22 protein-coding genes and 1 pseudogene are annotated in these 19,948 nt (G+C 69.6%); 10 read left to right on the top strand and 13 right to left on the bottom strand.

The annotated features are described in order from the left end of the window. Nucleotides 1-6: 6 nt before the first annotated feature. Both RPIT_RS00115 and RPIT_RS00110 read left to right on the top strand, forming a co-directional pair. Nucleotides 7-681, top strand: a complete 675-nt coding sequence (locus RPIT_RS00115) for a TRM11 family SAM-dependent methyltransferase (RefSeq protein WP_077339328.1) — start codon at nucleotides 7-9, stop codon at nucleotides 679-681. 86 nt (nucleotides 682-767) lie between these two features. After that, a complete protein-coding gene (locus tag RPIT_RS00110; protein WP_077339326.1) occupies nucleotides 768-1,937 on the top strand; it encodes a nucleotide disphospho-sugar-binding domain-containing protein in 1,170 nt (389 codons plus the stop codon). Nucleotides 1,938-1,954: 17 nt separating this feature from the next. Here RPIT_RS00110 and RPIT_RS00105 read toward each other — a convergent pair whose 3' ends face one another. The 4 genes from RPIT_RS00105 to RPIT_RS00090 form a co-directional block, all read right to left on the bottom strand. Further along, a complete protein-coding gene (locus tag RPIT_RS00105; RefSeq protein ID WP_077339324.1) occupies nucleotides 1,955-2,185 on the bottom strand; it encodes a hypothetical protein in 231 nt (76 codons plus the stop codon). 191 nt (nucleotides 2,186-2,376) lie between these two features. Then, nucleotides 2,377-2,907, bottom strand: coding sequence for an O-acetyl-ADP-ribose deacetylase (locus RPIT_RS00100; RefSeq protein ID WP_077339322.1), 531 nt, complete (start codon nucleotides 2,905-2,907; stop codon nucleotides 2,377-2,379). A 9-nt stretch (nucleotides 2,908-2,916) separates the two neighbouring features. Next, nucleotides 2,917-3,363 (bottom strand): alternative ribosome rescue aminoacyl-tRNA hydrolase ArfB, encoded by a 447-nt coding sequence (arfB, locus tag RPIT_RS00095; protein ID WP_077339320.1) that lies wholly within the window; start codon nucleotides 3,361-3,363, stop codon nucleotides 2,917-2,919. A gap of 39 nt (nucleotides 3,364-3,402) precedes the next feature. Then, the gene (locus RPIT_RS00090; protein WP_077339318.1) at nucleotides 3,403-4,017 is read right to left on the bottom strand and encodes a YdcF family protein; all 615 of its coding nucleotides are present in this window, start codon (nucleotides 4,015-4,017) and stop codon (nucleotides 3,403-3,405) included. A gap of 113 nt (nucleotides 4,018-4,130) precedes the next feature. Here RPIT_RS00090 and RPIT_RS00085 point away from each other — a divergent pair, with 113 nt between their 5' ends. Continuing rightward, nucleotides 4,131-4,577, top strand: a complete 447-nt coding sequence (locus RPIT_RS00085) for a hypothetical protein (RefSeq protein WP_143028275.1) — start codon at nucleotides 4,131-4,133, stop codon at nucleotides 4,575-4,577. Between the two features lie 12 nt (nucleotides 4,578-4,589). After that, complete coding sequence (locus RPIT_RS00080) at nucleotides 4,590-6,857, top strand: VWA domain-containing protein (RefSeq protein ID WP_077339314.1); 2,268 nt, start codon at nucleotides 4,590-4,592, stop codon at nucleotides 6,855-6,857. 235 nt (nucleotides 6,858-7,092) lie between these two features. Here the strand turns inward: RPIT_RS00080 and RPIT_RS00075 are convergent, their stop codons facing one another. Next, on the bottom strand, nucleotides 7,093-7,572 hold the full coding sequence (locus tag RPIT_RS00075; protein ID WP_077339312.1) for a nucleoside deaminase: 480 nt from the start codon (nucleotides 7,570-7,572) through the stop codon (nucleotides 7,093-7,095). A gap of 74 nt (nucleotides 7,573-7,646) precedes the next feature. Between RPIT_RS00075 and RPIT_RS00070 the strand changes: the two genes are divergently transcribed. Then, nucleotides 7,647-8,018, top strand: a complete 372-nt coding sequence (locus tag RPIT_RS00070) for a nuclear transport factor 2 family protein (protein ID WP_077339310.1) — start codon at nucleotides 7,647-7,649, stop codon at nucleotides 8,016-8,018. 67 nt (nucleotides 8,019-8,085) lie between these two features. Here RPIT_RS00070 and RPIT_RS00065 read toward each other — a convergent pair whose 3' ends face one another. Then, nucleotides 8,086-8,553: a 5'-nucleotidase C-terminal domain-containing protein gene (locus RPIT_RS00065; protein WP_226996283.1), complete on the bottom strand. Its 468-nt coding sequence runs from the start codon at nucleotides 8,551-8,553 to the stop codon at nucleotides 8,086-8,088. On the opposite strand from RPIT_RS00065, the pseudogene RPIT_RS00060 reads away from it, so the two are divergent. From RPIT_RS00060 to RPIT_RS00050, 3 genes and pseudogenes are all read left to right on the top strand, one after another. Then, nucleotides 8,510-9,442, top strand: a pseudogene (locus RPIT_RS00060) (acyl-CoA carboxylase subunit beta); the annotation flags it as partial. The gene RPIT_RS00065 and the pseudogene RPIT_RS00060 sit on opposite strands and share 44 nt — an antisense overlap. 12 nt (nucleotides 9,443-9,454) lie before the next feature. Then, nucleotides 9,455-9,715: a hypothetical protein gene (locus RPIT_RS00055; RefSeq protein ID WP_176789343.1), complete on the top strand. Its 261-nt coding sequence runs from the start codon at nucleotides 9,455-9,457 to the stop codon at nucleotides 9,713-9,715. An 18-nt stretch (nucleotides 9,716-9,733) separates the two neighbouring features. Continuing rightward, entirely contained in the window at nucleotides 9,734-10,093 is a 360-nt protein-coding gene (locus RPIT_RS00050; RefSeq protein ID WP_077339306.1) for a biotin/lipoyl-containing protein, read from the top strand. Between the two features lie 248 nt (nucleotides 10,094-10,341). On the opposite strand, the gene RPIT_RS14770 is transcribed toward RPIT_RS00050, so the two are convergent. Beyond that, nucleotides 10,342-11,148 carry a hypothetical protein gene (locus tag RPIT_RS14770; RefSeq protein ID WP_143028276.1) on the bottom strand — a complete coding sequence of 269 codons (807 nt, stop codon included), beginning with the start codon at nucleotides 11,146-11,148 and terminating at the stop codon, nucleotides 10,342-10,344. A gap of 134 nt (nucleotides 11,149-11,282) precedes the next feature. Here RPIT_RS14770 and RPIT_RS00040 point away from each other — a divergent pair, with 134 nt between their 5' ends. Continuing rightward, nucleotides 11,283-11,765, top strand: coding sequence for a precorrin-2 dehydrogenase/sirohydrochlorin ferrochelatase family protein (locus tag RPIT_RS00040; RefSeq protein WP_077339304.1), 483 nt, complete (start codon nucleotides 11,283-11,285; stop codon nucleotides 11,763-11,765). Beyond that, nucleotides 11,765-12,523: a uroporphyrinogen-III C-methyltransferase gene (cobA, locus tag RPIT_RS00035; RefSeq protein WP_077339302.1), complete on the top strand. Its 759-nt coding sequence runs from the start codon at nucleotides 11,765-11,767 to the stop codon at nucleotides 12,521-12,523. Before RPIT_RS00040 ends, cobA begins: the two co-directional genes overlap by 1 nt. Before the next feature lie 367 nt (nucleotides 12,524-12,890). Here cobA and RPIT_RS00030 read toward each other — a convergent pair whose 3' ends face one another. From RPIT_RS00030 to cysD, 6 genes are read right to left on the bottom strand one after another with little or no spacing between them, the layout of a single operon-like run. Further along, nucleotides 12,891-13,952 (bottom strand): 2-oxoacid:ferredoxin oxidoreductase subunit beta, encoded by a 1,062-nt coding sequence (locus tag RPIT_RS00030; protein ID WP_077339300.1) that lies wholly within the window; start codon nucleotides 13,950-13,952, stop codon nucleotides 12,891-12,893. Continuing rightward, complete coding sequence (locus RPIT_RS00025) at nucleotides 13,949-15,799, bottom strand: 2-oxoacid:acceptor oxidoreductase subunit alpha (protein ID WP_226996282.1); 1,851 nt, start codon at nucleotides 15,797-15,799, stop codon at nucleotides 13,949-13,951. Before RPIT_RS00025 ends, RPIT_RS00030 begins: the two co-directional genes overlap by 4 nt. A gap of 25 nt (nucleotides 15,800-15,824) precedes the next feature. Further along, complete coding sequence (locus RPIT_RS00020) at nucleotides 15,825-16,505, bottom strand: sirohydrochlorin chelatase (RefSeq protein ID WP_077339298.1); 681 nt, start codon at nucleotides 16,503-16,505, stop codon at nucleotides 15,825-15,827. After that, on the bottom strand, nucleotides 16,502-17,413 hold the full coding sequence (locus RPIT_RS00015) for a sulfite exporter TauE/SafE family protein (protein WP_077339296.1): 912 nt from the start codon (nucleotides 17,411-17,413) through the stop codon (nucleotides 16,502-16,504). Before RPIT_RS00015 ends, RPIT_RS00020 begins: the two co-directional genes overlap by 4 nt. Beyond that, nucleotides 17,413-18,726 carry a sulfate adenylyltransferase subunit 1 gene (locus tag RPIT_RS00010; RefSeq protein ID WP_077339294.1) on the bottom strand — a complete coding sequence of 438 codons (1,314 nt, stop codon included), beginning with the start codon at nucleotides 18,724-18,726 and terminating at the stop codon, nucleotides 17,413-17,415. The genes RPIT_RS00015 and RPIT_RS00010 overlap by 1 nt, the downstream gene beginning before the upstream one ends. Then, nucleotides 18,726-19,646, bottom strand: coding sequence for a sulfate adenylyltransferase subunit CysD (cysD, locus tag RPIT_RS15410; protein ID WP_157633360.1), 921 nt, complete (start codon nucleotides 19,644-19,646; stop codon nucleotides 18,726-18,728). Before cysD ends, RPIT_RS00010 begins: the two co-directional genes overlap by 1 nt. Nucleotides 19,647-19,948 lie beyond the last annotated feature (302 nt).

Raw genomic sequence — 19,948 nt, 5'->3', positions numbered from 1 at the left:
GCAGGAGTGCGACTTCGCCCTTACCTCTTCGTCGAGCATGACACCGTCGTGGCCGAGCGACACCCGTCAGCCGATGAGGACGTGCACTTCTCCCGCGCACTCGTCGCCGCCGTGCTGGAGGACCTGACCCAGCCCGACGACAGAGTGCTCGATCCGTTCGCGGGATTCGGGACCACGCTTCGGGTGGCCGAGGCGATGGGTCGGCGCGCGGTGGGCGTCGAACTCCTGCCGGAGCGGTGCGCTGCGGCCGCCGCTGCAGCCCCGTCATCGCTCGTCGTCCAGGGCGACGCTCGGCGCCTCACTCGACTCGTGGAGGGCCCGTTCGATCTGGTGCTGACGTCGCCGCCGTACATGGCCTCGGACGACGGCTCCGAAGATCCGCTGTCGGGATACCGGGGCGCCAGTTCCTACGCTGACTACCTGCGCGACCTGCGCAGCATCCTGGCCCAGTGCCTTGGCCTGCTCTCCCCGGAGGGGCACCTCGTCGTCAACGTGGCCAACATCGACAGCGGCGTGCGCTATACCCCGCTCGCCTGGGACGTCGGTCGGCTCCTCGGCGAAGTGGGGCGCCTCACTCAGGACGTCTTCGTGTGTTGGGACCGACCGTGGCACGACCTTGCCGGCGACTATCTCCTCGTCGCCCGTAGGGCCGACGCACCGATCGGTCCCGTGGGTCGCTAGACGACGCAGAACTCGTTGCCCTCCGCCTGGCCCCGTGAATCCGAGGGCACCCGGCAGGAATACGGTCGCGGGCCTATCGTGGACGCATGGCACGCATCCTCGTGGCTGGTCTGCCCGCCTTCGGCCTCGCCAACCCCTCGCTCCCCCTCATCCGCGCCCTGGTCGATGGCGGACACCACGTCGATGTCCTGCAGGGGGAGGCTTTCCGGGGAGGGGTCGAGCGCGCCGGCGCGACCCTGCTGCCCTTCGGGTTCTACCTCGACGGCGCACTGACCGAACCGCGGCAACTGATCCGGTACGGACGCCGGCTCTTCGCCGACATGGCCGCCGCCATGATCACCCTCGGCCCCCGCTACGACGCACTGATCGGCACCGGCATGCAGCCGCACCTGACGGAGGTTGAGCGGGCCGTTGACCGGCCGGTGATTTTCGCGAGCCCCGTGTTCTTCCAGAACGACCGGACCGCCCGCCACTTCGCCGACATCGCCGTCGGGCTGCCCGCCCCAGTCCGGCGCCTTCTGCGGACCCCAGCCCTGCGTCGGGTGGCGGGGGCGGGCGCAGGCGCGGCCGTCTTCGGGACCGATGTCGGCGACATCATCGACCTGCTGGGCATGCGCTCGTCGTCCCTCAACCTCACCGTCGCCACCCGCGAGTACCAGCCGTACCCGGACGACTTCCCCGGCGGGGTCTTCCTCGGGCCGACACCCACGCAACGACGTCCCGATCCGGAGTTCCCCATCGAGCGGGTGCGGGGCCACGACGGTCCTGTCATCTACGGCACGTTGGGCACCGTCTTCAACACGTGGACGCCCTTCTTCCGCACCCTCGCCGACGCCTTCGCCGGCACCGACGCGCTCGTGGTGCTCACAACCGGCAGCCGCGAGGGACTCGCCCGGCTCGGCGAGGTGCCGGAGAACGTGATCGCTCGGTCGTTCGTGCCGCAGACGGAGATCCTTGAACGCGCCGATGTCTGCTTCACACACGGCGGGTTCGGCACGGCGACCGACGCCGTCTCGCTGGGGGTGCCGCCGGTGCTGACGCCCATGGGCGCCGACCAGTTCTTCAACGCCTACCGGCTCGCCGAACTCGGCGCTGGCGTGGTGCTGCCCAGGCGTGAGTTCACCGTCGAAGCAGTGCGCGCGGCAGCGGACACCGCCCGTCACGGCGACAGGTCAGGCCTGGAGAGGCTGAGGCAGTCGTTCGCGTCGGCCGGAGGTCCCGCTCTGGGCGTGCGGGCGATCGAGTCGGTGCTCTGACCCCGCGCGGATCAGGCTCAGTACTTGCGTCGTCCCCACCGGAAGTACGCGGCAGGGAGGATCCCCATCGAGGACACTGCGCTCAGGGCGGGAATCCACACCTTCTTGGGACCGTTGATCTCGGTGGCGTCGCGCTTGATGATGTCGATCATCGCCACCACCCGCAGGACCACATCCGCCGTGCCCCCGACCGCCATGATGGCCTTCAGCCACCCGGGCAGATTCTCAAACTTCTTCTTGACGCTCATCGCGAACCTCCTGCCGTCAGCCTACGCCGGGCCACGAAGCCACACGCCAACTGAGGCGAGAAGTGCAGGGGGATAGTCGCCCTCAACCCTCCACACTTACGCTCGATGGGGGGTCTCAGCGTGACCACCCGCTCAGGGGTGGCGCCGAGCGCAATCTCAGAGGGTAAGTGCCCCCGTGTCTGGTGCTGAGATCAGTCTGCGGTGGGCGCGAGGGCAGTCTTGAAGGCATCCAGCAGACGCGCGGAAAACAGCACGAATCGAACCAGCTCCACCCCGGGGGCCTCGGTTGATCGCACCGCGTCGACGGCGACCTGGGCCACCTCGTCCGCATCCCATCCGTAGATGCCCGCGCTGACCGCAGGCAACGCAATGCTCCGAGCGCCCAGGCTGGACGCGAGCGTCAACGAATTGCGGAAACAGGCCGCGAGCAACGCGGGGTCGCTCTGCCCGGCGTGCCGGTTGGGCCCCACGGTGTGGATCACCCAGCGCGCGGGCAAGCGGTGCGCGTCGGTCGCGACGGCCTCCCCCGTCGGCAGACCATCCGGCAGCTCGGTCATGCGGAGTTGACGACAGTCGGCCACCAGTCCGGGCCCGGCCGCGCGATGGATGGCGCCATCGACGCCTCCGCCTCCGAGCAGGCTCGAGTTGGCGGCATTGACGATGGCGTCCACCCGCTGAGTGGTGATGTCGCCGAGGACGGCCTCGAGAGCTGGCGTGGTCATGGCCCAACGCTACGCCGAATCGCCGGGGCGACGGCGCGCTGCCTTCGTCTCCGCACGCTTCCGCTTCGAGCTCAGCCGCCGCTCCACGGATCCCCGCGTGGGTCTCGTCGCCCGACGCTTCGGCGGCGGAGGGGCCAGCGCCTCGCGGAGGATCGCGGCCAGCCGCTGGCGGGCGGCCGAACGATTCTGAAACTGCGACCGTTGCTCCGACGACTCGACGGTCAGCACCGAGCCGGCCAGTCGGTGGCGGAGTCGGTGCAGCGCGCGACGTCGCTGCGCGTCGCTCAGCACCGACGAGGTGGCGATATCGAACGAGAGCTGCACCTTGCTGTCGGTGGTGTTGACGCCCTGCCCGCCAGGACCCGACGCGCGGGCGAAGCGCTCGGTCAGCTCACCGCCGGGGATGACGAGACCGTCCGGGATCCCGGGGCCCGGGTCCACCGTCAGCTCGCTCATGGGACGAGTCTAGAGCGCTCGATTCGAGCGGGCTCCTACCTATTCGACGGGGAGGCGTGGGGCCCTCCGCTCCCGGTAACGGGCGATCACCTCGTAGACGAACGTCCCTGTCTTGAGCACCGGCCGCTCCAACCAGCGGTGGTCGCGGGCGGGGGCGAGTTTGGCGGCGAGGTCGGGGCGCTGCCGGGCCAGGAACTGGCGCGCCCGCCAGCCGTGCATCGGGTCCGAGACGATCCGCACGACGTCGAACTCCTCGACGAGCGGAGCGGAATACTGCAGGTTCTCCCAGGTGCTGCGCGCCTCCTCCTCCAGCACGATCACGTGGTCGGGGATCCCGAGCGTCTGCGCGTACCCGGCCATGACGGCGGCCTCGGTGACCTCACGATCCCCGGTCCTGCCCGTGAACACCACCCGGTGAACTCTCGGGTTCATCGTCCTGGCCGCGATGCCACACCGCCAACGTTGCAGCGGGTGGAGCGACCCGTCGTCGCGGCTCGGGCAGCCCAGCACGAGGATCGCCTCCGTGCCGCCCTCGGTCGCCCGGTCCCCGTACGACTGCGCGGACGCCCACCGATGGGCGAGGTCCGGCAACAGCGCCAGCGCGCCCGCTCCGCCTAGGCACGCGACGACGGCTGCTCGATGACTGCGGGACATGGCCTCATCCTAGGCAGCGAGCGCAGGCCGTCGAACCCGGCTCAGTCATCCTTCGTCGACGATTTTCGCCGGATCGACTCTCGGGCCCGGGGTCGTGAAGTATGGTCTCGACCATGACTGGGGGGTGCGTTGCGACGCCGCGCAGAGCCCTGCCACGACGCCTTGTGCTCATGGCCGCGATCGGCTCGGCGCTCACCGCCTGTCAGGAGTCCGACGACATGTCGCAACTACCCATCCTCACAGACGATCCGATGGCGGATGAGGCACTCCTGGGCCTGCGCCTGCTGAGCGCCGACGAGCACGGCTACCGGACAGCCCTCGGCAAGCCCCGCTACGCGGAGGTCACCCGCACCTTCGCCGTCGGCTCCGACCCCGATGCGATCCTCGCGGCCGCCGTCGAGGAGGCGGGGGCCTCCGGTTGGGCGGAAGCCACACCCCTGAACCAGGACCTCATGGTGTGGCAGGGCTACAAGGAGGAGCCGCGCCGCACCTGCAGCATCTCGCTGGACCGCGCTGCCGAAGAGCTACGTCTCACCCTCACCGTCGTCGAAGCCCCCTGACTGGAGTCCTCAATGAAGAAGACCCTCGCCCTGATGTCCGTCGCCGCAGTTGCCTTCAGCTCCGCGACGATCCCCACGGCCACATCGCAACCAACACCGGTCACCAACAAGCTGTCCATAGTGCAGCTCGGCGACTCGTTCAGCGCCGGCAACGGCGCCGGGTCCTACTACGGCCCACCCCAGTGCCTCCGCAGCACGCTCAACTGGGGGCAGCACTTCACCACGTGGGTCAACGAGCTCGGCATCAGTGCCACCTACGACAACCGCGCCTGCTCGGGGGGTGTCACCGACAACATCCTGAATTCGCGCGTGCTCGACCGCCAGGACAAGAAGTCGCTGTTCGCAGAGTCCGCGGAGGACGCCCTCGCCAAGCTCGAGAGCGCCGACGCGTGCGGCGCAGGGACGAGCGACGACATCGAGTCCGTGGACTACAACATCGGCGACGGCGGCTTCCTCGGCCGCCGCTACACCTACGAGTGCCAGCTCACCCTCAAGCCCCAGGCCGAATTCGTCGGTGCCCAGACCGACCTGGTCCTCATGACCATCGGCGGCAACGACGTGAACTTCGCCACGATCGTCGAGGGCTGTTTCGCCCCGCGCATCTGGACCATCACCGACGGCGCGTCCCTGGAGGCCTGCCGCACAGCGGTCGAGGCCGCCGATGACCAGCTGGGCACCACGATGGCCACGGTCGAGGCGACGATCAACGCTCTCCTGCGTGACCGGATGACGGGCCGCCCCACCTCACAGGTGGTGCTGATGGGATACCCGCTGCTGGCCACCGCCCCCGCCTACGTGTTGGAGGACGACGGCGAGTCCTACGACGCGTCCAAGGCCGTCCGCGACCTCGGCTTGAAGGCGGTGGGCCTCCAGCGAGAGCTGGTCGATCGACTCAACGAAGCCTGGGGTGGCCGCGTCGTCTACATCGACGATGTCACCACGGCCTTCGCCGGTCACGAGCCCGACCCGGTCCTTCGTCGGGCCAACCCCCAGCGCTGGCTGAACGAGTTCCTGGAAACCAACGGCGACGCGGAGGAAGGCGAGGAGACCTCGAGTTCGCGGTCCTTCACGCCCGAGTACTTCTTCCACCCGAACCGCATCGGCCACCGCGAGTTGGCCAAGCTTGTCCAGACGTCGGGATTGACCGAGAACGCACCGCTCATCGGCGGCAGCAGCTCCGACATTGACGTGGTCTTCGCCATCGACACCACCGGCTCGATGCGGGACGACATCGCGTCGGTGAGGACGAACGTGGCCACGATCGTGGAGGACATCCGCGAGCGCTCCGGCACGGCCCGGTTCGCGCTGGTCACCTACCAGGACCACCCGTCGGCCGGTGGAAGCTCCGGAGACTACCCGTCGCGCGTCGAGGTGGACTTCACCTCGGAGACGTCCGTCCTGCGCGCGGGTCTGGACGCGCTCGAGCTGGGCCACGGCGGGGATGGACCCGAGTCGGTCTACTCCGGAATCGACGCCGGCCTGAGCCTGCAGTGGCGCCCCGGAGTGCGCAAGACGCTCCTGGTGCTCGGCGACGCGCCGCCTAAGGATCCGGAACCGGTCACGAACCTGACCTGGCAGCAGGTGGCCGACAAGGCGTACGCCGTCGATCCCGTCCAGATCTACGTCGTGGACACATCCCGGGCTGCCGACGCCAACCTCACGGCCCTCGTGGAGGAATCCGGCGGCAAGGTCTTCACGGCCGGCGACTCCGGTGAAATCCCCGACCTGTTCGTCGAGGCCGTCACGGAGGTGCTCGACAAGCCCTTCGCCTGGCTGCAGGGTCCGTACGTGGCGAAGGTCGGGTCCGAACTCGTGCTCGACGCCCGGGGAAGCCACGCCACTGGGGCCTCGATCACGAGTTACGAATGGGACTTCGACGGCGACGGCGAGTACGACGCCACCACCAGCGCCCCGACCGTCACCCACCGCTACGACGAGGAGATCCGAGGGTTCGTGGGGGTGCGGGTCACGGATGAACGCTCGCAGCAGTCCGTCGGGAGCACGCGCCTGAACATCACGCGCGACGGCGACGAGATCCCCGACGAGTTCGACAACTGCCCCGACGTCTCGAACCCGACGCAACAGGACGCCGACGCCGACGGGATCGGCGATGAATGTCAGGCAGAGGGTCACTTCACGATCGAGGACGTCGGGCCGGGTCCCAGCGATCCAGAGCCGACGCCCCCGCCGGCCACGCCCACGCCAACGCCGTCCCCGACGCCCGTACCGTCCCCGACGCCGCCGGTGATCCCCCCTGGCCTACCGAACTCGGGGAGTTGACCGGGATCGGGTGACGCCAACCATCACGACCGAACGCCAACCGAGAAGAGCAAACGCCAACGCGACAGCGGGAATGCCAACTGACAAGCACGAACGCCGACGAGACTCAGCCTTGCCCGTGATATCTCGCGGGCGTCGCTGAGTCTCGTCGGCGTCACCGGATGGCCATTGGCGTTCTGCGTTTTCGGTTGGCACCAGGGCGACAGTCCACCTCCGGAGCCCCCTGAGGTTGGGCTCATCTGCCCCCGGTCCGCCGCGCGTGGAGGGCGTGGACACGCTCGGCCAGCTCGGGGTCAGGGCCGTCGACCACCGCTGCTGGGACCACCTGCTGGATCGGCAGGGCCGCCACCGGGGCGTCGGGGCAGCCGAGGTCCCGCAACCACTGGCTGAGCTGCGCCGACGACGAGGCGTAGACGATTCGCCCGAGGCCGACCCAGCCGTGGGCGGCCGAGCACATCGGGCAGTGCTCACCCGAGGTGTAGACAGTGGCCGCGGCTCGCTCATCGGGCGTCAGGTTTTCGGCAGCCCACCGCGCGATGGCGAACTCGGGGTGCTGCGTGTGGTCGCCGGCCGCGACGTGGTTGTGGTCCTCGAACAGCACCTCACCGGCGGCCGAGACCAGGACGGAGCCGAAGGGCTCGTCACCGCGGGAGAGCGCGAGTTCGGCCAGCTCGACGGCGCGGCTGAGGAAACGGCGGTCGGCGTCAGTGATCATCGCCTCAGCCTAGTCCGGGCGAGCTGACGCCGTTTCGGCCCCCGCGTTGCGCAGACCTCGGTAGCGTCACCTCCATGGCCACGCTCGACATCAACCATCTCCTGTCCACGGAGCACAACGGCTGGCTCGCGCTCAGCGAGGGCACCGGCGCCTCCTTCTACGACGCCCTCCTGACCGACGACGCGGTGATGGTGCTGGTCGGGGGCGGGATCCTCAGCCGCGACGAGGCCGTCGCCTCCCTGGAGAACTCCCCCACCTGGGACAAGTACGAGATCACCGATCCTCGGCTCATCGAGGTCGGCCCCGACGCCGCGGCCCTGGTGTACCGGGCCAGTGCGCTGCGCGGCACCGAGGACACGTTCCGCGCCGCGATGACCAGCCTTTACCGCGTCGTCGACGGCCGGTTGCGGCTGGCGATCTACCAGCAGACGCTCATCACCCACTGACGCGCAGGGACGCGCAGAGGGCGGGCGCCGAAGCACCCGCCCTCCAGTAGCGGAGACTCGCGTCAGGTCACGGCACGGGAACGCCGTCGACGGTGAGCGTCCAGTTGGGGACGTAGAAGTCCGCCGGATCGATCGTGCCCTTCTCCACGGCCCAGTCGATGAGCAGCTGGCGGATCTCCAACAGATCGTTGTAGACCACCGGCGCCGTCGACACGTGCGGGAAGTTGCCGCCGCCGCTGCGACGGTAGTTGTTGAGCGCGACGACGAACTGGTCGTCGTCTGCCACGGCGGAGCCGTCGGGCATCGTCAGGTTCTCGATCCTGGACCCGACGGGCTGGCTGAGGTCGATCTCGTAGTTGATGCCGGCGAGGATGTCGCTGTTGTAGTCCGGCACCTTCTGCCCGGCGTAGACGACCGACGTGTCGGCCTCGGGATCGAACGTGTCGCCGGCGGCTACGGTGCCGAAGTACTTCGCCGAGTACTCGAGGAACGAGGAGGTCACCCAGGATGACCTGGGCGGCGCCGATGCCCACATGTCCCGCTCCGGCGTGGTGCACTTCGTGGCCGACGACGACGAGCAGGCCATCCTGATCGCCAAGAAGCTGCTGAGCTTCCTGCCGCAGAACAACACCGAGGATCCGCCGATCGTCGATCCAGACGACGTGGTGGAGTCCAACCCGAAGCTGCGCGAGATCATCCCCGTCCAGAGCAACAAGGGCTACGACGTCCGCGAGGTGATCGCCGAGCTCGTCGACCACGCCGACTTCCTCGAGGTCCAGGCCGGGTGGGCGATGAACATCGTCGTCGGGTTCGGCCGGGTGGTGGGCCGCACCGTCGGCATCATCGCCAACCAGCCGTCCGTCATGTCCGGGGTGCTGGACATCGACTCCTCCGACAAGGCCTCCAAGTTCATCCGGTTCTGCAACGCGTTCAACATCCCGGTGGTCAACCTCGTCGACGTCCCGGGCTTCCTCCCCGGCGTCGCGCAGGAGCACAACGGCATCATCCGTCACGGCGCCAAGATGCTGTACGCCTACTCCGCTGCCACGGTCCCGAAGATCACGGTCGTCATGCGCAAGGCCTACGGCGGCGCGTACCTGGCCATGTGCTCGAAGGACCTGGGCGCTGACAAGGTGTTCGCCTGGCCCACTGCTGAGATCGCGGTCATGGGCGCCGAGGGTGCAGCCGGGGTGGTCTTCCGCAAGGAGATCGAGTCCGCCGAGGACAAGGACGCCAAGCGCGCCGAGCTCGTGGAGGAGTACCGCGAGACGTTCTCCACCCCGTACATGGCCGCCAGCCGTGGACTCGTGGACGACATCATCGACCCGGCCGACACCCGTCGCCAGATCGCACTGGCCCTCGAGCTGCTCGTCGGCAAGCGCGAACTCCGCCCCGCCAAGAAGCACGGCCTCGGCCCTGCCTGATCGGAGATGGTGATGGAAACGAACCAGAACGAGGAGCTCGCCGCCCAGGTGGCGGCCCTCGCCGAACAGGTGGCGACGCTGCAGGCACGCCTCGCGGCGCTCGAGGAGAAGCAGGAGATCCCGGAGGCGGACCTGGTGGCCATCGGTGCCGCCGTCGCCGCCTACTTCGGCCACAAGGCGAAGATCCGGGCCGTCCGCTTCGGCTCCCAGTCCCGCTGGGCTGCCGCCACCCGCGAGCGCGCCCACGACCGCCGCGTCCCACACGTCCGCTGACGAATCACAGGAGACATCATGAAGCTGAAGGTGACCGTCAACCAGACGGAGTACGAGATCGACGTCGAGGTCGAGGAGGAGGAGCCCAAGGGGCTCGGCCCGATCATCATCGGCGTCAACGCGGGGTCGAACCAGATCCCCACGAAGGCGTCCGTGTCAGCGGTCAGCTCCAACGCCGTCGTGGCGCCGCTGGCCGGCTCTGTGGCACGAATCCTGGTCAGCGAGGGGGATGAGATCGAGTCCGGTCAGGTCCTGCTGATCCTCGAGGCCATGAAGATGGAGACGGAGATCACGGCACCGGCCGCCGGCAGGGTCGCGCGCATCCTCGTCGCCCCCGGCGAGCCAGTGCAGGGCGGCCAGGCACTGATCGAGTTCTGAGACCTGCCGCGCAGACTCCCCCCGAGTCGCGCGCGGCACATCCCTTGGGCCTCGTTCCCCCGACAGGGCCCCAGGGTCGGTATCCCAGTGGGGTGAACTTCCCGGTCCTCCGGGAACTTCACCCCACTGGAGCGTCCGTGCTGACCCCCGGTTGAGGAGACGCCGGGCCAGCAACAACAGAAGTGGGGCCCGGACACTGTCCGGGCCCCACTCGTGTTTCAGTTGTCAGCTGCTTTCAAGTCGGCAGGTCAGTTGCCGGCGCTCGGCAGGCCAACGCCCCGGTAGGTCGACTTGACCGTCGGCTTGCTGGTGGCGGTCGGCTTGCTGGTGGCGGAGGGCTTGCTGGTCGCCGTGGGCTTGCTTGTCATCGTCGGGCTGCTGGTCATCGTCGGCGTGACGGTGGCCGTTGCGGTTACCGTCGGCGTGGCGGTGGCGGTGGGTGTGGCGGTGGCGGTGGGTGTGGCGGTGACCGTCGGCTTCACGGTCGCAGTGGGTGTGGCGGTGACCGTGGGTGTGGCCGTTGCCGTGGGCGTGGCGGTGACCGTCGGCTTCACGGTCGCAGTGGGTGTGGCGGTGACCGTGGGCGTGGCAGTCATCGTGGGCGTGGCGGTGACCGTCGGCGTTGCGGTGACCGTCGGCGTGGCGGTGACCGTCGGCGTGGGGCTGGGGCTCATGGTGGGCTCGGGAACCCAGCACAGGATCACGTGCGAGATCTTCTTGCCGCTGACGTGGTTGAGTACCTGACCGTCGCTGATGGGCCGGATGACCTGGTTGGTGGGCGTCCCCTCGTCATTCGAGTTCTCGGAACCCGCCTTGAGGATCGCGGCGTACCAGTCGTAGCCCTCCTGGGCCGTGGGTACGGTGTACGGGGTGCTGACCGGTTCGTACTTCTCGCACTCGATGCCTGCGACGCCGAAGTAGTTCTCCCAGTAGCTGGCCTTGTTGGCCTCAGGCCCGTCATGCTCGTCGGCAAGAGCGTTGAGCCCGCCCCCGACGAGTCCGAAGGCTGCAACCAGACCGGCTGACAGCGCGACCATTCTGCTCTTGCTCTTCATGTTTCCCCCGAAACTATGTGCTTTCGGCGGACGGCTTTCGTCCACCAAGCCCACGGGAGAAGCGTCGTGTGTGTGTACCCCTCCCCCGGGGGTCCAACTCGACGTTGACACTGCCCAGAACTAGACTTTCGGCCATGTCCGCACCGAATGACCACGAGCCCGGATCGCCGGCCTACCTGGCGGGTCTGCTCCTGCGGAACCGTGACGTCCTCGTCGTCGGCGCGGGCCACGTCGCGGAACGACGACTACGACGGCTGCTGGAGGTGGGCGCATCGGTGCGAGTGGTGGCACCCGAGGCCACGAAGGCCATCGCGGCACTCGACGAGGAGGGCCTCGTCGCTTGGCGTGCCCGCCCGTTCGTCGACGATGATCTCGATGGTGCGTGGTACGTCATCGCTGCGACCGACTCGGCTGAGGTGAACGCGGCCGTCGCGTCCGGGGCCGAGGCCCGCCACACCTTCTGCGTCCGAAGCGACGAGGCGTTCGGGGGGTCGGCCTGGACGCCCGCCACGTACAACGTCCAGGACCTGACCGTCGCCGTGATCGGCAACCGTGACCCGCAGCGCTCCAAGGCCGTGCGCGAGGCCATCCGGCAGTCGTTGGGGGACGGGTCCTGATGCGCTTCGAATTCGCGCCCGGCACCGTCGTCCTGGTCGGCGGCGGCCCCGGTGACCCCGGCCTCATGACGGTCGCCGGGCTTTCGGCCATCCAGCAGGCCGACGTGATCGTGCACGACCGCCTCGGCCCGCTCGAACTCCTCGACGAGGCCGCGGACGGTGCCGAGGTCATCAACGTCGGCAAGATCCCCCGAGGGGCCTACACCCCGCAGGAGGAGATCAACCGGCTGCTCGTGGACAGGGCACAGCAGGGTCTGCGCGTCGTCCGTCTTAAGGGCGGCGACAACTACGTGTTCGGTCGTGGCGGGGAGGAGTGGCTGGCCTGCGCCGAGGCTGGTGTTCCGGTGCGGGTGATCCCCGGCGTCACGTCGGCGGTCTCCGTGCCGGCGATGGCCGGGATCCCGGTGACGCACCGCTCCCTCTCTCAGGGATTCTGCGTGGTCAGCGGCCACGTGGCACCGGACGATGAGCGCAGCGCCGTCGACTGGGGCGCGCTGGCGCGCTGCGGGCTGACCATCGTCATCCTGATGGGCGTCCACAACCTCAACCACATTGCCGATGCGCTCATCGCTGGGGGCATGGAGCCGGGGACCGCGGCGGCCGTCGTGGCCGACGGCACCACCCCCGGGCAGCGGACGATCCGGAGCCGCCTGGATCGGGTGAGCAACGAGGCCGCAGGCGCCGACGTCCGCCCGCCGGCGATCGTCGTCGTGGGTGCGGTGGCGGGGCTGACCCTCAACGCGCGCGAGCCAGACTAACTCATTCTGGATGAGGCGCCCTGCGTCGGGACCCTGCCGCAGCTGGATGCCCTCGCCCGAGGCGGCGAACATGCCGGCCCAGTTGGTCTTGCCCGCGGTCGGTACTAAATGGCCTAAGTCAGGTCAATCGAGTGCACTGATATCAGGGAAACCACCGTTTCCCTGCGCCAGCCGACTGACCCCGGCCGGGCGCGGGCAGCAGTGTAGCTCGTCGTCCCACGGCACCCTCCGGTCGGCGAGTGCCCTGATATCAGCTCACTCGATGGACTTGATGGGACTTAAGACGGTTACATCTGCATCGAGTGTGCAACCAGCAGGGGCTGGGGCGGGGACTCCCCAAGAAGCGCCCTGCCATAGCCCACTGCGGTCAGGCGGTCCAGGTGTCGTGGCCCGTGACCAGGGACTGCAGGTGGGAGATCCGGTCCGCGGCGGCGGGCATCGTCACCTGGGCGCGGGCGGCGTCGTCGTGGACGGGGCGGCCTACGTCGCGGAAGATCCCGATCGGCGACTGGCTGAGCCCGTGGCTGTCCGTGAGCGACGCGATCGCCACGGCCTGGGTGACGTCGTCGGAGAACTCGTCGTGGACGACGACGGTGCGGCCACCGACCTCCGTCGTCGGGACCACACTCAACCGCCCCGTGACCGCGTCGCGGACGACGCTCTTGGCCCCGCCGGCGAAGGTGATGGGTTCACCGTGCCGCAGGGAGATGATCGCGGGGGAGTCCGGCGCCTTCAGGCCGTCGAAGACGCCGTCGTTGAAGATGGGGCAGTTCTGGTAGATCTCCACGAGCGACGCGCCGCGGTGACCCACGGCGCGGGTCATGACCTCCTTCAGGTGCGCTCGGTCGGAGTCGACGGTGCGCGCCACGAACGTCGCCTCCGCGCCCAGCGCAAGCTTCACCGGGTTGAACGGGTGGTCGACGGAGCCGGCCGGGCTGGACTTCGTCTGCTTCCCGGACTCCGAAGTCGGCGAGTACTGCCCCTTGGTGAGGCCGTAGATCCGGTTGTTGAACAGCAGGATCGTGATGTTGGTGTTCCGCCGCAGCGCGTGGATGAGGTGGTTGCCGCCGATGGACAGCGCGTCGCCGTCGCCGGTCACCACCCACACCGCCAGGTCGGGCCGGCTCATCGCCAGGCCGGTGGCGATCGACGGCGCACGCCCGTGGATGGAGTGCACGCCGTAGGTGTCGAGGTAGTACGGGAACCGCGAGCTGCAGCCGATCCCGGAGATGATGACGGTGTTCTCGCGGCGCACGCCCAGTTGCGGCATCAGCGACTGGAAGGCCGCGAGCACGGCGTAGTCCCCGCAGCCGGGGCACCAACGCACCTCCTGGTCGGAGACGAAGTCCTTGCGGTTGGCCGGTTCGATGGCCAGCGGGACGCCCGCCAGACCGCCGGTCAGCCCGGTGTGGGTGAGGGTGGTGCTCATCGTGGGTCCTTTCCGTCGATGATTTCCAGCAGGTCGGTCTCGAACTCCGACGGCGAGATCGGCAGCCCACGCACGCGCGAGTAGGTCTCGACGTCGACGAGGTACTTGGCGCGCAGCAGCAGCGCCAGCTGCCCGAGGTTCATCTCGGGCGCGATGACCCGCTTGTACGAGCGCAGGATCGCGCCCAGGTTCTTCGGGAACGGGTTGAGGTGCCGCAGGTGCACGGTGGCCACCTTCCGGCCGCGACGGCGCACGCGCCGGGCGGTCGCGCCGATGGGTCCCCAGGTGGAGCCCCATCCGATCACGAGCACGTCGGCCTCGCCGCTGGGGTCGTCGACGACGAGGTCCGGGATGGTGTCGGCGATTCCTTCGACCTTCGCCTGCCGGATGGCGGTCATGCGCTCGTGGTTGCCCGGGTCATAGGAGACGTTGCCGGTGCCGTCGGCCTTCTCGATGCCGCCGATCCGGTTCTCCAGGCCGGGTGTGCCGGGGACCGCGAGCGGCCGCGCGAGCTTCCCGTCGCGCAGGTAGGGCAGGAACTTGCCGTCGGGGCCGTTGGGCTCGGTGGCGAACCCCGGGTCGATGTCGGGTAGCGCCTCCAGGTCCGGGACCAGCCACGGCTCGGCTCCGTTGGCGAGGTATCCGTCGGAGAGCACGATGACCGGGGTGCGGTAGGTGAGCGCGATCCGGGTGGCCTCGATGGCGACGTCGAAGCAGTCGCCCGCGGACTGGGCCGCTATCACGGGAACGGGGGCCTCGCCGTGGCGCCCGAACACCGACTGCAGCAGGTCTGCTTGCTCGGTCTTGGTGGGCATGCCCGTCGACGGGCCCGCGCGCTGCACGTCCACCACGACGAGCGGCTGCTCCAGCATGAGGGCCAGCGAGATGAACTCGCTCTTCAGCGCCATGCCGGGGCCAGACGTCACGGTGACGCCGAGGCTCCCGCCGTAGGACGCGCCGAGGGCCGACCCGATGGCCGCGATCTCGTCCTCGGCCTGGAACGTCATCACCCCGTGGTCCTTGTGGCGCGACAGCTCGTGCAGCACGTCGGATGCGGGAGTGATCGGGTAGGCGCCGAGGAACAGCGGCAGCCCGGACTTCGCGGCGCCGGCCATCAGGCCCAGCGCGAGCGCCTTGTTGCCGGTGACCTGCCGGTAGGTGCCGGGGGCCATGGGGGCGGGGCGGACCTCGTAGCGAACCGTGAAGTCCTCGGTGGTCTCGCCGTAGTTGTACCCGGCGAGGTACGCCGCCCGGTTTGCGTCGCGGATGGCGGGGTCCTTGCCGAACTTCTTGTCCAGGAACTCCAGCGTGGTCTCGACGGGGCGGGAGAACAGCCAGGTCAGGAGCCCCAGCGCCACCATGTTCTTGGAGCGGGCGGCGTCCTTGCGGCCGAGGCCGAACTCGGCGACGGCGGCCGTGGAAAGGCCGGTGAGGTCCACGGGGTGCACCTCATGGTCCTCGAGCGACCCGTCGGACAGGGGATCGGCGACGTAGCCGACCTTCGCCAGGTTCCGCTTGGTGAAGTCGTGGGTGTCGACGATCAGGATGCCGTCGCGGCGCAGGTCGGAGATGTTGGCCTTGAGGGAGGCGGGGTTCATCGCGACGAGGACGTCGGGGCGGTCCCCGGGGGTGCGGATGTCGTCGTCGGCGAAGTGCAGCTGGAAGCTGGAGACGCCCGCGATGGTGCCCTGCGGTGCGCGGATCTCCGCCGGGAAGTTGGGCAGGGTGGCGAAGTCGTTGCCGATGGCGGCGGCGTCGGCGGTGAACCGGTCCCCGGTCAGCTGCATGCCGTCGCCGGAGTCCCCGGCGAAGCGGATGACCACGCGGTCCAGTGGGGTTGTGCTCACTTCAGAATCAACTCATCTCACGTATTCAGGCGGCCTGGGCGAGCGCGGCGGTGGCGTACCTGCCGACGATCGCCGAGACCAGGAGGGGGTGGGTGCCGATCGGGTCGGCGACGGTGGGAACACCCAGGGCAGCGGTGTGGCGCTGGTAGAGGCCGGGGGCCAGGGCGTGGGTGGCGACCGACAGCGTGAGGTGGCCCTGGGCTCGCAGCTTCTCGGCGGCCGCCTCGAGGGTGGGCTCGGAGGCGTAGATGAACCCCGGCTCCACCGGGCGCCCCACGAGCTGCGACAGGCGGCGTGCCGCCGCATGCACCTCCGCCGTCGCGCCGGGACGCTTGGACCCGATCGCGGCCAGGACGACGGCGTCGCCCAGCGGCCCTGCGGCCAGCAGGCGGTCACCGATGGCGCGCACCAGGTCGGGGCCCACGTGGTCGGTGGCGACGGCGCGGCCGCCGGAGGCCGCGACGGCATCCCGCACGTCGTGCTCCACGTGGTAGCCGGCGGCCAGGAAGGCGGGAACGATGACCGAACGCTCGAAGCGCTGGACGGTCTCGGCGAGCAGCTCGTCGTGGATGTCCACCCAGCCCAGCTCCACCGGAACCCCCGGCAGCTCGGCCGAGACGGCTGCGCGCAGCTGCTCGGCGAACTCGGTGCCGGGGCGGTGCCGGGTGCCGTGCAGCGCGATGATCAGCGTGGCGGGGCCGCTCATGCCGGCTCCGGTTCAAGGGTCTCGCTACGCTCCGCCACGACGGCAGCGGCCTGGCGGCGGTGCTGCACCAACGAGTGGCCCACGAGCGTGAACCACAGCAGCACGACGGCGCCCAGGGCCACCCACTGTGTGGTCGGCGAGGCTCCGAGCGCGGCGAGGACGTTGCGGAGGTTGGTGACCACGATGAGGCCGCCGACGGCGGTGCCCAGCACGCGGGCGGGAAGCTTGGTGACCAGCCACGCGGCCAGCGGGGCCGCGATCAGCCCGCCCACCAGCAGGACGCCGACGATGCGGAAGTCCAGCCCGCTGGTGCCCAGCGCCGCGAGGAACCCGATGGAGGCGAACAGCGAGACGAGGAACTCGGAGGTGTCCACCGAGCCGATCACGGTCCGGGGTGCGGTCTTGCCGGCGCTGAGCAGCGACGTCGTGGAAACCGGCCCCCAGCCGCCGCCGCCCGTGGCGTCGACGAAGCCGCCGAGGAGTCCCAGCGGAACCAGGAACTGCGACGTGTGGGGGGTGACCCGGGCGTGGGAGACCGCGGGCGGCCGGAACGCGAAGCGGGCCAGGATGTAGGCGCCCAGCGCGGCCAGGATGACGGCCATGAGGGGGCCGGCCCATACCGTGGACAGGTTGGACAGGAACGTCGCGCCCGCGAACGCGCCGACCGCTCCGGGGACGCCGAGCCGCAGCACGAGCGACCAGTCGACGTTCCCCAGCCGCCAGTGCGACAGCCCGGAGGCGACGTTGGTGCCCACCTCAGCGAGGTGGACCGAGGCGCTGGCGAGCGCGGGGGTCAGCCCGACTAGCAGCAGCAGCGAGCTGGACGTGACGCCGTAGCCCATGCCCAGCCCGCCGTCGACGAGCTGCGCGGCGAGCCCGACGAGCCCGATCAGGATCAGCTTGCGCATCAGATCGACCAGTTCGGGGTGGCGTCGATCTCGACGGCGGCGTCCTCGGAGAAGGCCTGGTCGCCGCGGATCATCCCGGCGGCGAGGTTGGTGCCCGACTGCGGGTCGACCAGCAGGAAGGAGCCGGTGCGGCGCGAGTCCGCGTAGGCCTCGGCCATGATCGGAGCCGCCAGCCGCAGCCGCACGCGGCCGAGGTCGTTCAGTTCGAGCGAGTCGGTCGCCTGCGGGCGCAGGGTGTCCAGGTCCAGACGGCCGTCGATGTCCCTGACGACGGCCTGCGTGGTTCGGGTGGTGTGCTTCACGAGGACCTTCTGGCCAACGCGGAGCGGGCGCTCGGCCAGCCACGCGACCATCCCGTCGAGGTCCTGGGTGGGCTCCGGGGCCGCGTCGACGCCGGCGATGAGCTCACCGCGGGTGATGTCGATGTCGTCGGCCAGCCTCAGTGTCACCGACTGCGGCGCGAACGCCTCGGCCAGTTCACCGTCGGCGGTGTCGATGCCCACCACGGTGGTGCGGCGGCCCGACGGCAGCACGACGACGGGGTCCCCGACGCGCACCACCCCGGAGGCCACCTGTCCTGCGTAGCCGCGGTACTCGACGTACCTGGGGTCCAGTGCGGCGTCCTGCGGACGGATGGTCAGCTGGACGGGGAAGCGGAAGGGCCGCACCGTGGCATCGGCCGCGGGCAGGTCCTCCAGCAGCTCGAGCAGCGACGGCCCGTCGTACCAGGACAGCTTCTCGGACCGGTCGACGATGTTGTCGCCGACGAGCGCGGAGACCGGCAGCACGCGGATGGAGGGGACACCCAGGTCGTCGGCGATGCCGTTGATCTCGGCGTCGATCTCCGCGAACCGCTGCGCGGAGTAGTCCACAAGGTCGATCTTGTTCACGGCCACCACGATGTGCGGCACCCGCAGCAGCTGGCCGACGGCGAGGTGGCGGCGGGTCTGCTCCAGCGCACCCTTGCGGGCGTCCACCAGCAGCACCAGCACGTCCGCCGTCGACGATCCCGTGACGGTGTTGCGCGTGTACTGCACGTGCCCGGGGCAGTCGGCCAGGATGAACGTCCGCTTGGCGGTGGCGAAGTAGCGGTAGGCGACGTCGATCGTGATGCCCTGCTCCCGCTCGGCCCGCAGGCCGTCGGTGAGGAGGGCCAGGTCGACGTGGCCCAGGCCCTTGGCGAGGCTGACACGTTCGACGGCCTCCAGTTGGTCCGCGAGCACGGCCTTGGAGTCGTAGAGGAGGCGTCCCACGAGCGTGGACTTGCCGTCGTCCACGCTGCCGGCGGTGGCGATTCTGAGCAGGGTGCTCATCAGAAGTACCCCTCCTTCTTCCGGTCTTCCATGGCGGCTTCGGTGACGCGGTCGTCGGCGCGGGTGGCGCCGCGCTCCGTGATGCGGGTGAGGGCGACCTCCTCGATGACGTCGGCGACGGTCAGTGCGTCGGACTCGACGGCGCCGGTGCAGGACATGTCACCGACGGTCCGGTAGCGCACCAGGCGGCGCTCGACGCGCTCCCCGTCGCGCGGCTGCGAGACGTCCCCGACGGCCAGCCACATGCCGTCGCGGCTGAACACGTCGCGTTCGTGGGCGTAGTACAGGGCGGGCAGGTCGATGTTCTCCGAGGCGATGTAGCGCCACACGTCGAGCTCGGTCCAGTTGGACAGGGGGAACACGCGCACGTGTTCGCCGGGCCGGTGCCGCGGGTTGTACAGGTTCCACAACTCGGGGCGCTGGTTGCGGGGATCCCACTGGCCGAACTCGTCGCGGAGGCTGACGACGCGCTCCTTGGCGCGGGCCTTCTCCTCGTCGCGGCGGCCACCGCCGAAGACGGCGTCGAAGCGGCCCTCGGTGATGGCGTCGAGGAGGGGCTGGGTTTGCAGGGGGTTGCGGGTGCCGTCGGCGCGCTCCAGGAGCCGGCCGTCGTCGATGTAGTCCTGCACGTGCGCGACGACCAGCCGCAGCTTCAGGCGCTCGACGGTGGCGTCGCGGTGCGCGAGCACCTCCGGGAAGTTGTGTCCGGTGTCCACGTGGAGCACGGGGAAGGGCACCGGCGCCGGCCAGAACGCCTTCGCCGCGATGTGCAGCATGACTATGGAGTCCTTGCCCCCGGAGAACAGCAGCACCGGGCGCTCCAGCTCGGAGACGATCTCACGGAAGATGTGGATCGACTCGGACTCGAGGGCCTCCAGGTGGCTGAGTGTCCTGGTGGGGAGCTCCTCGACCTCGCTCATGGGCGTTTCCTCCTGCTCGGGGCCCACGTGCAGGCCGCATTCGGTCTTGGTGAAGCCGGCCCAGCGGCCGGCGCGGGGGTCCTCGCCGGGGGCGACGGGGCGTGTGCAGGGCTCGCACCCGATCGACGGGTAGCCCTCGTCCAACAGGAAGTTCACTGGCACGCCGTTGGTTCCGGCGTAGGCCATGACCTCTTCGGTGGTCCAGCCGGCGACGGGGTTGATCTTGACCATCTCGTGCGCGGCGTCCCACTCGACGATGCCGGTGTTGGCGCGAAGGGCGTTGTCCTCGCGGCGAACGCCGG

It is taken from the genome of Tessaracoccus flavus (assembly GCF_001997295.1).
In the GTDB taxonomy this organism is placed as follows: Bacteria; Actinomycetota; Actinomycetes; order Propionibacteriales; family Propionibacteriaceae; genus Arachnia; species Arachnia flava.
Note: the sequence above shows the minus strand (reverse complement) of the source record. Positions and strands in the feature narration are given on the sequence as shown.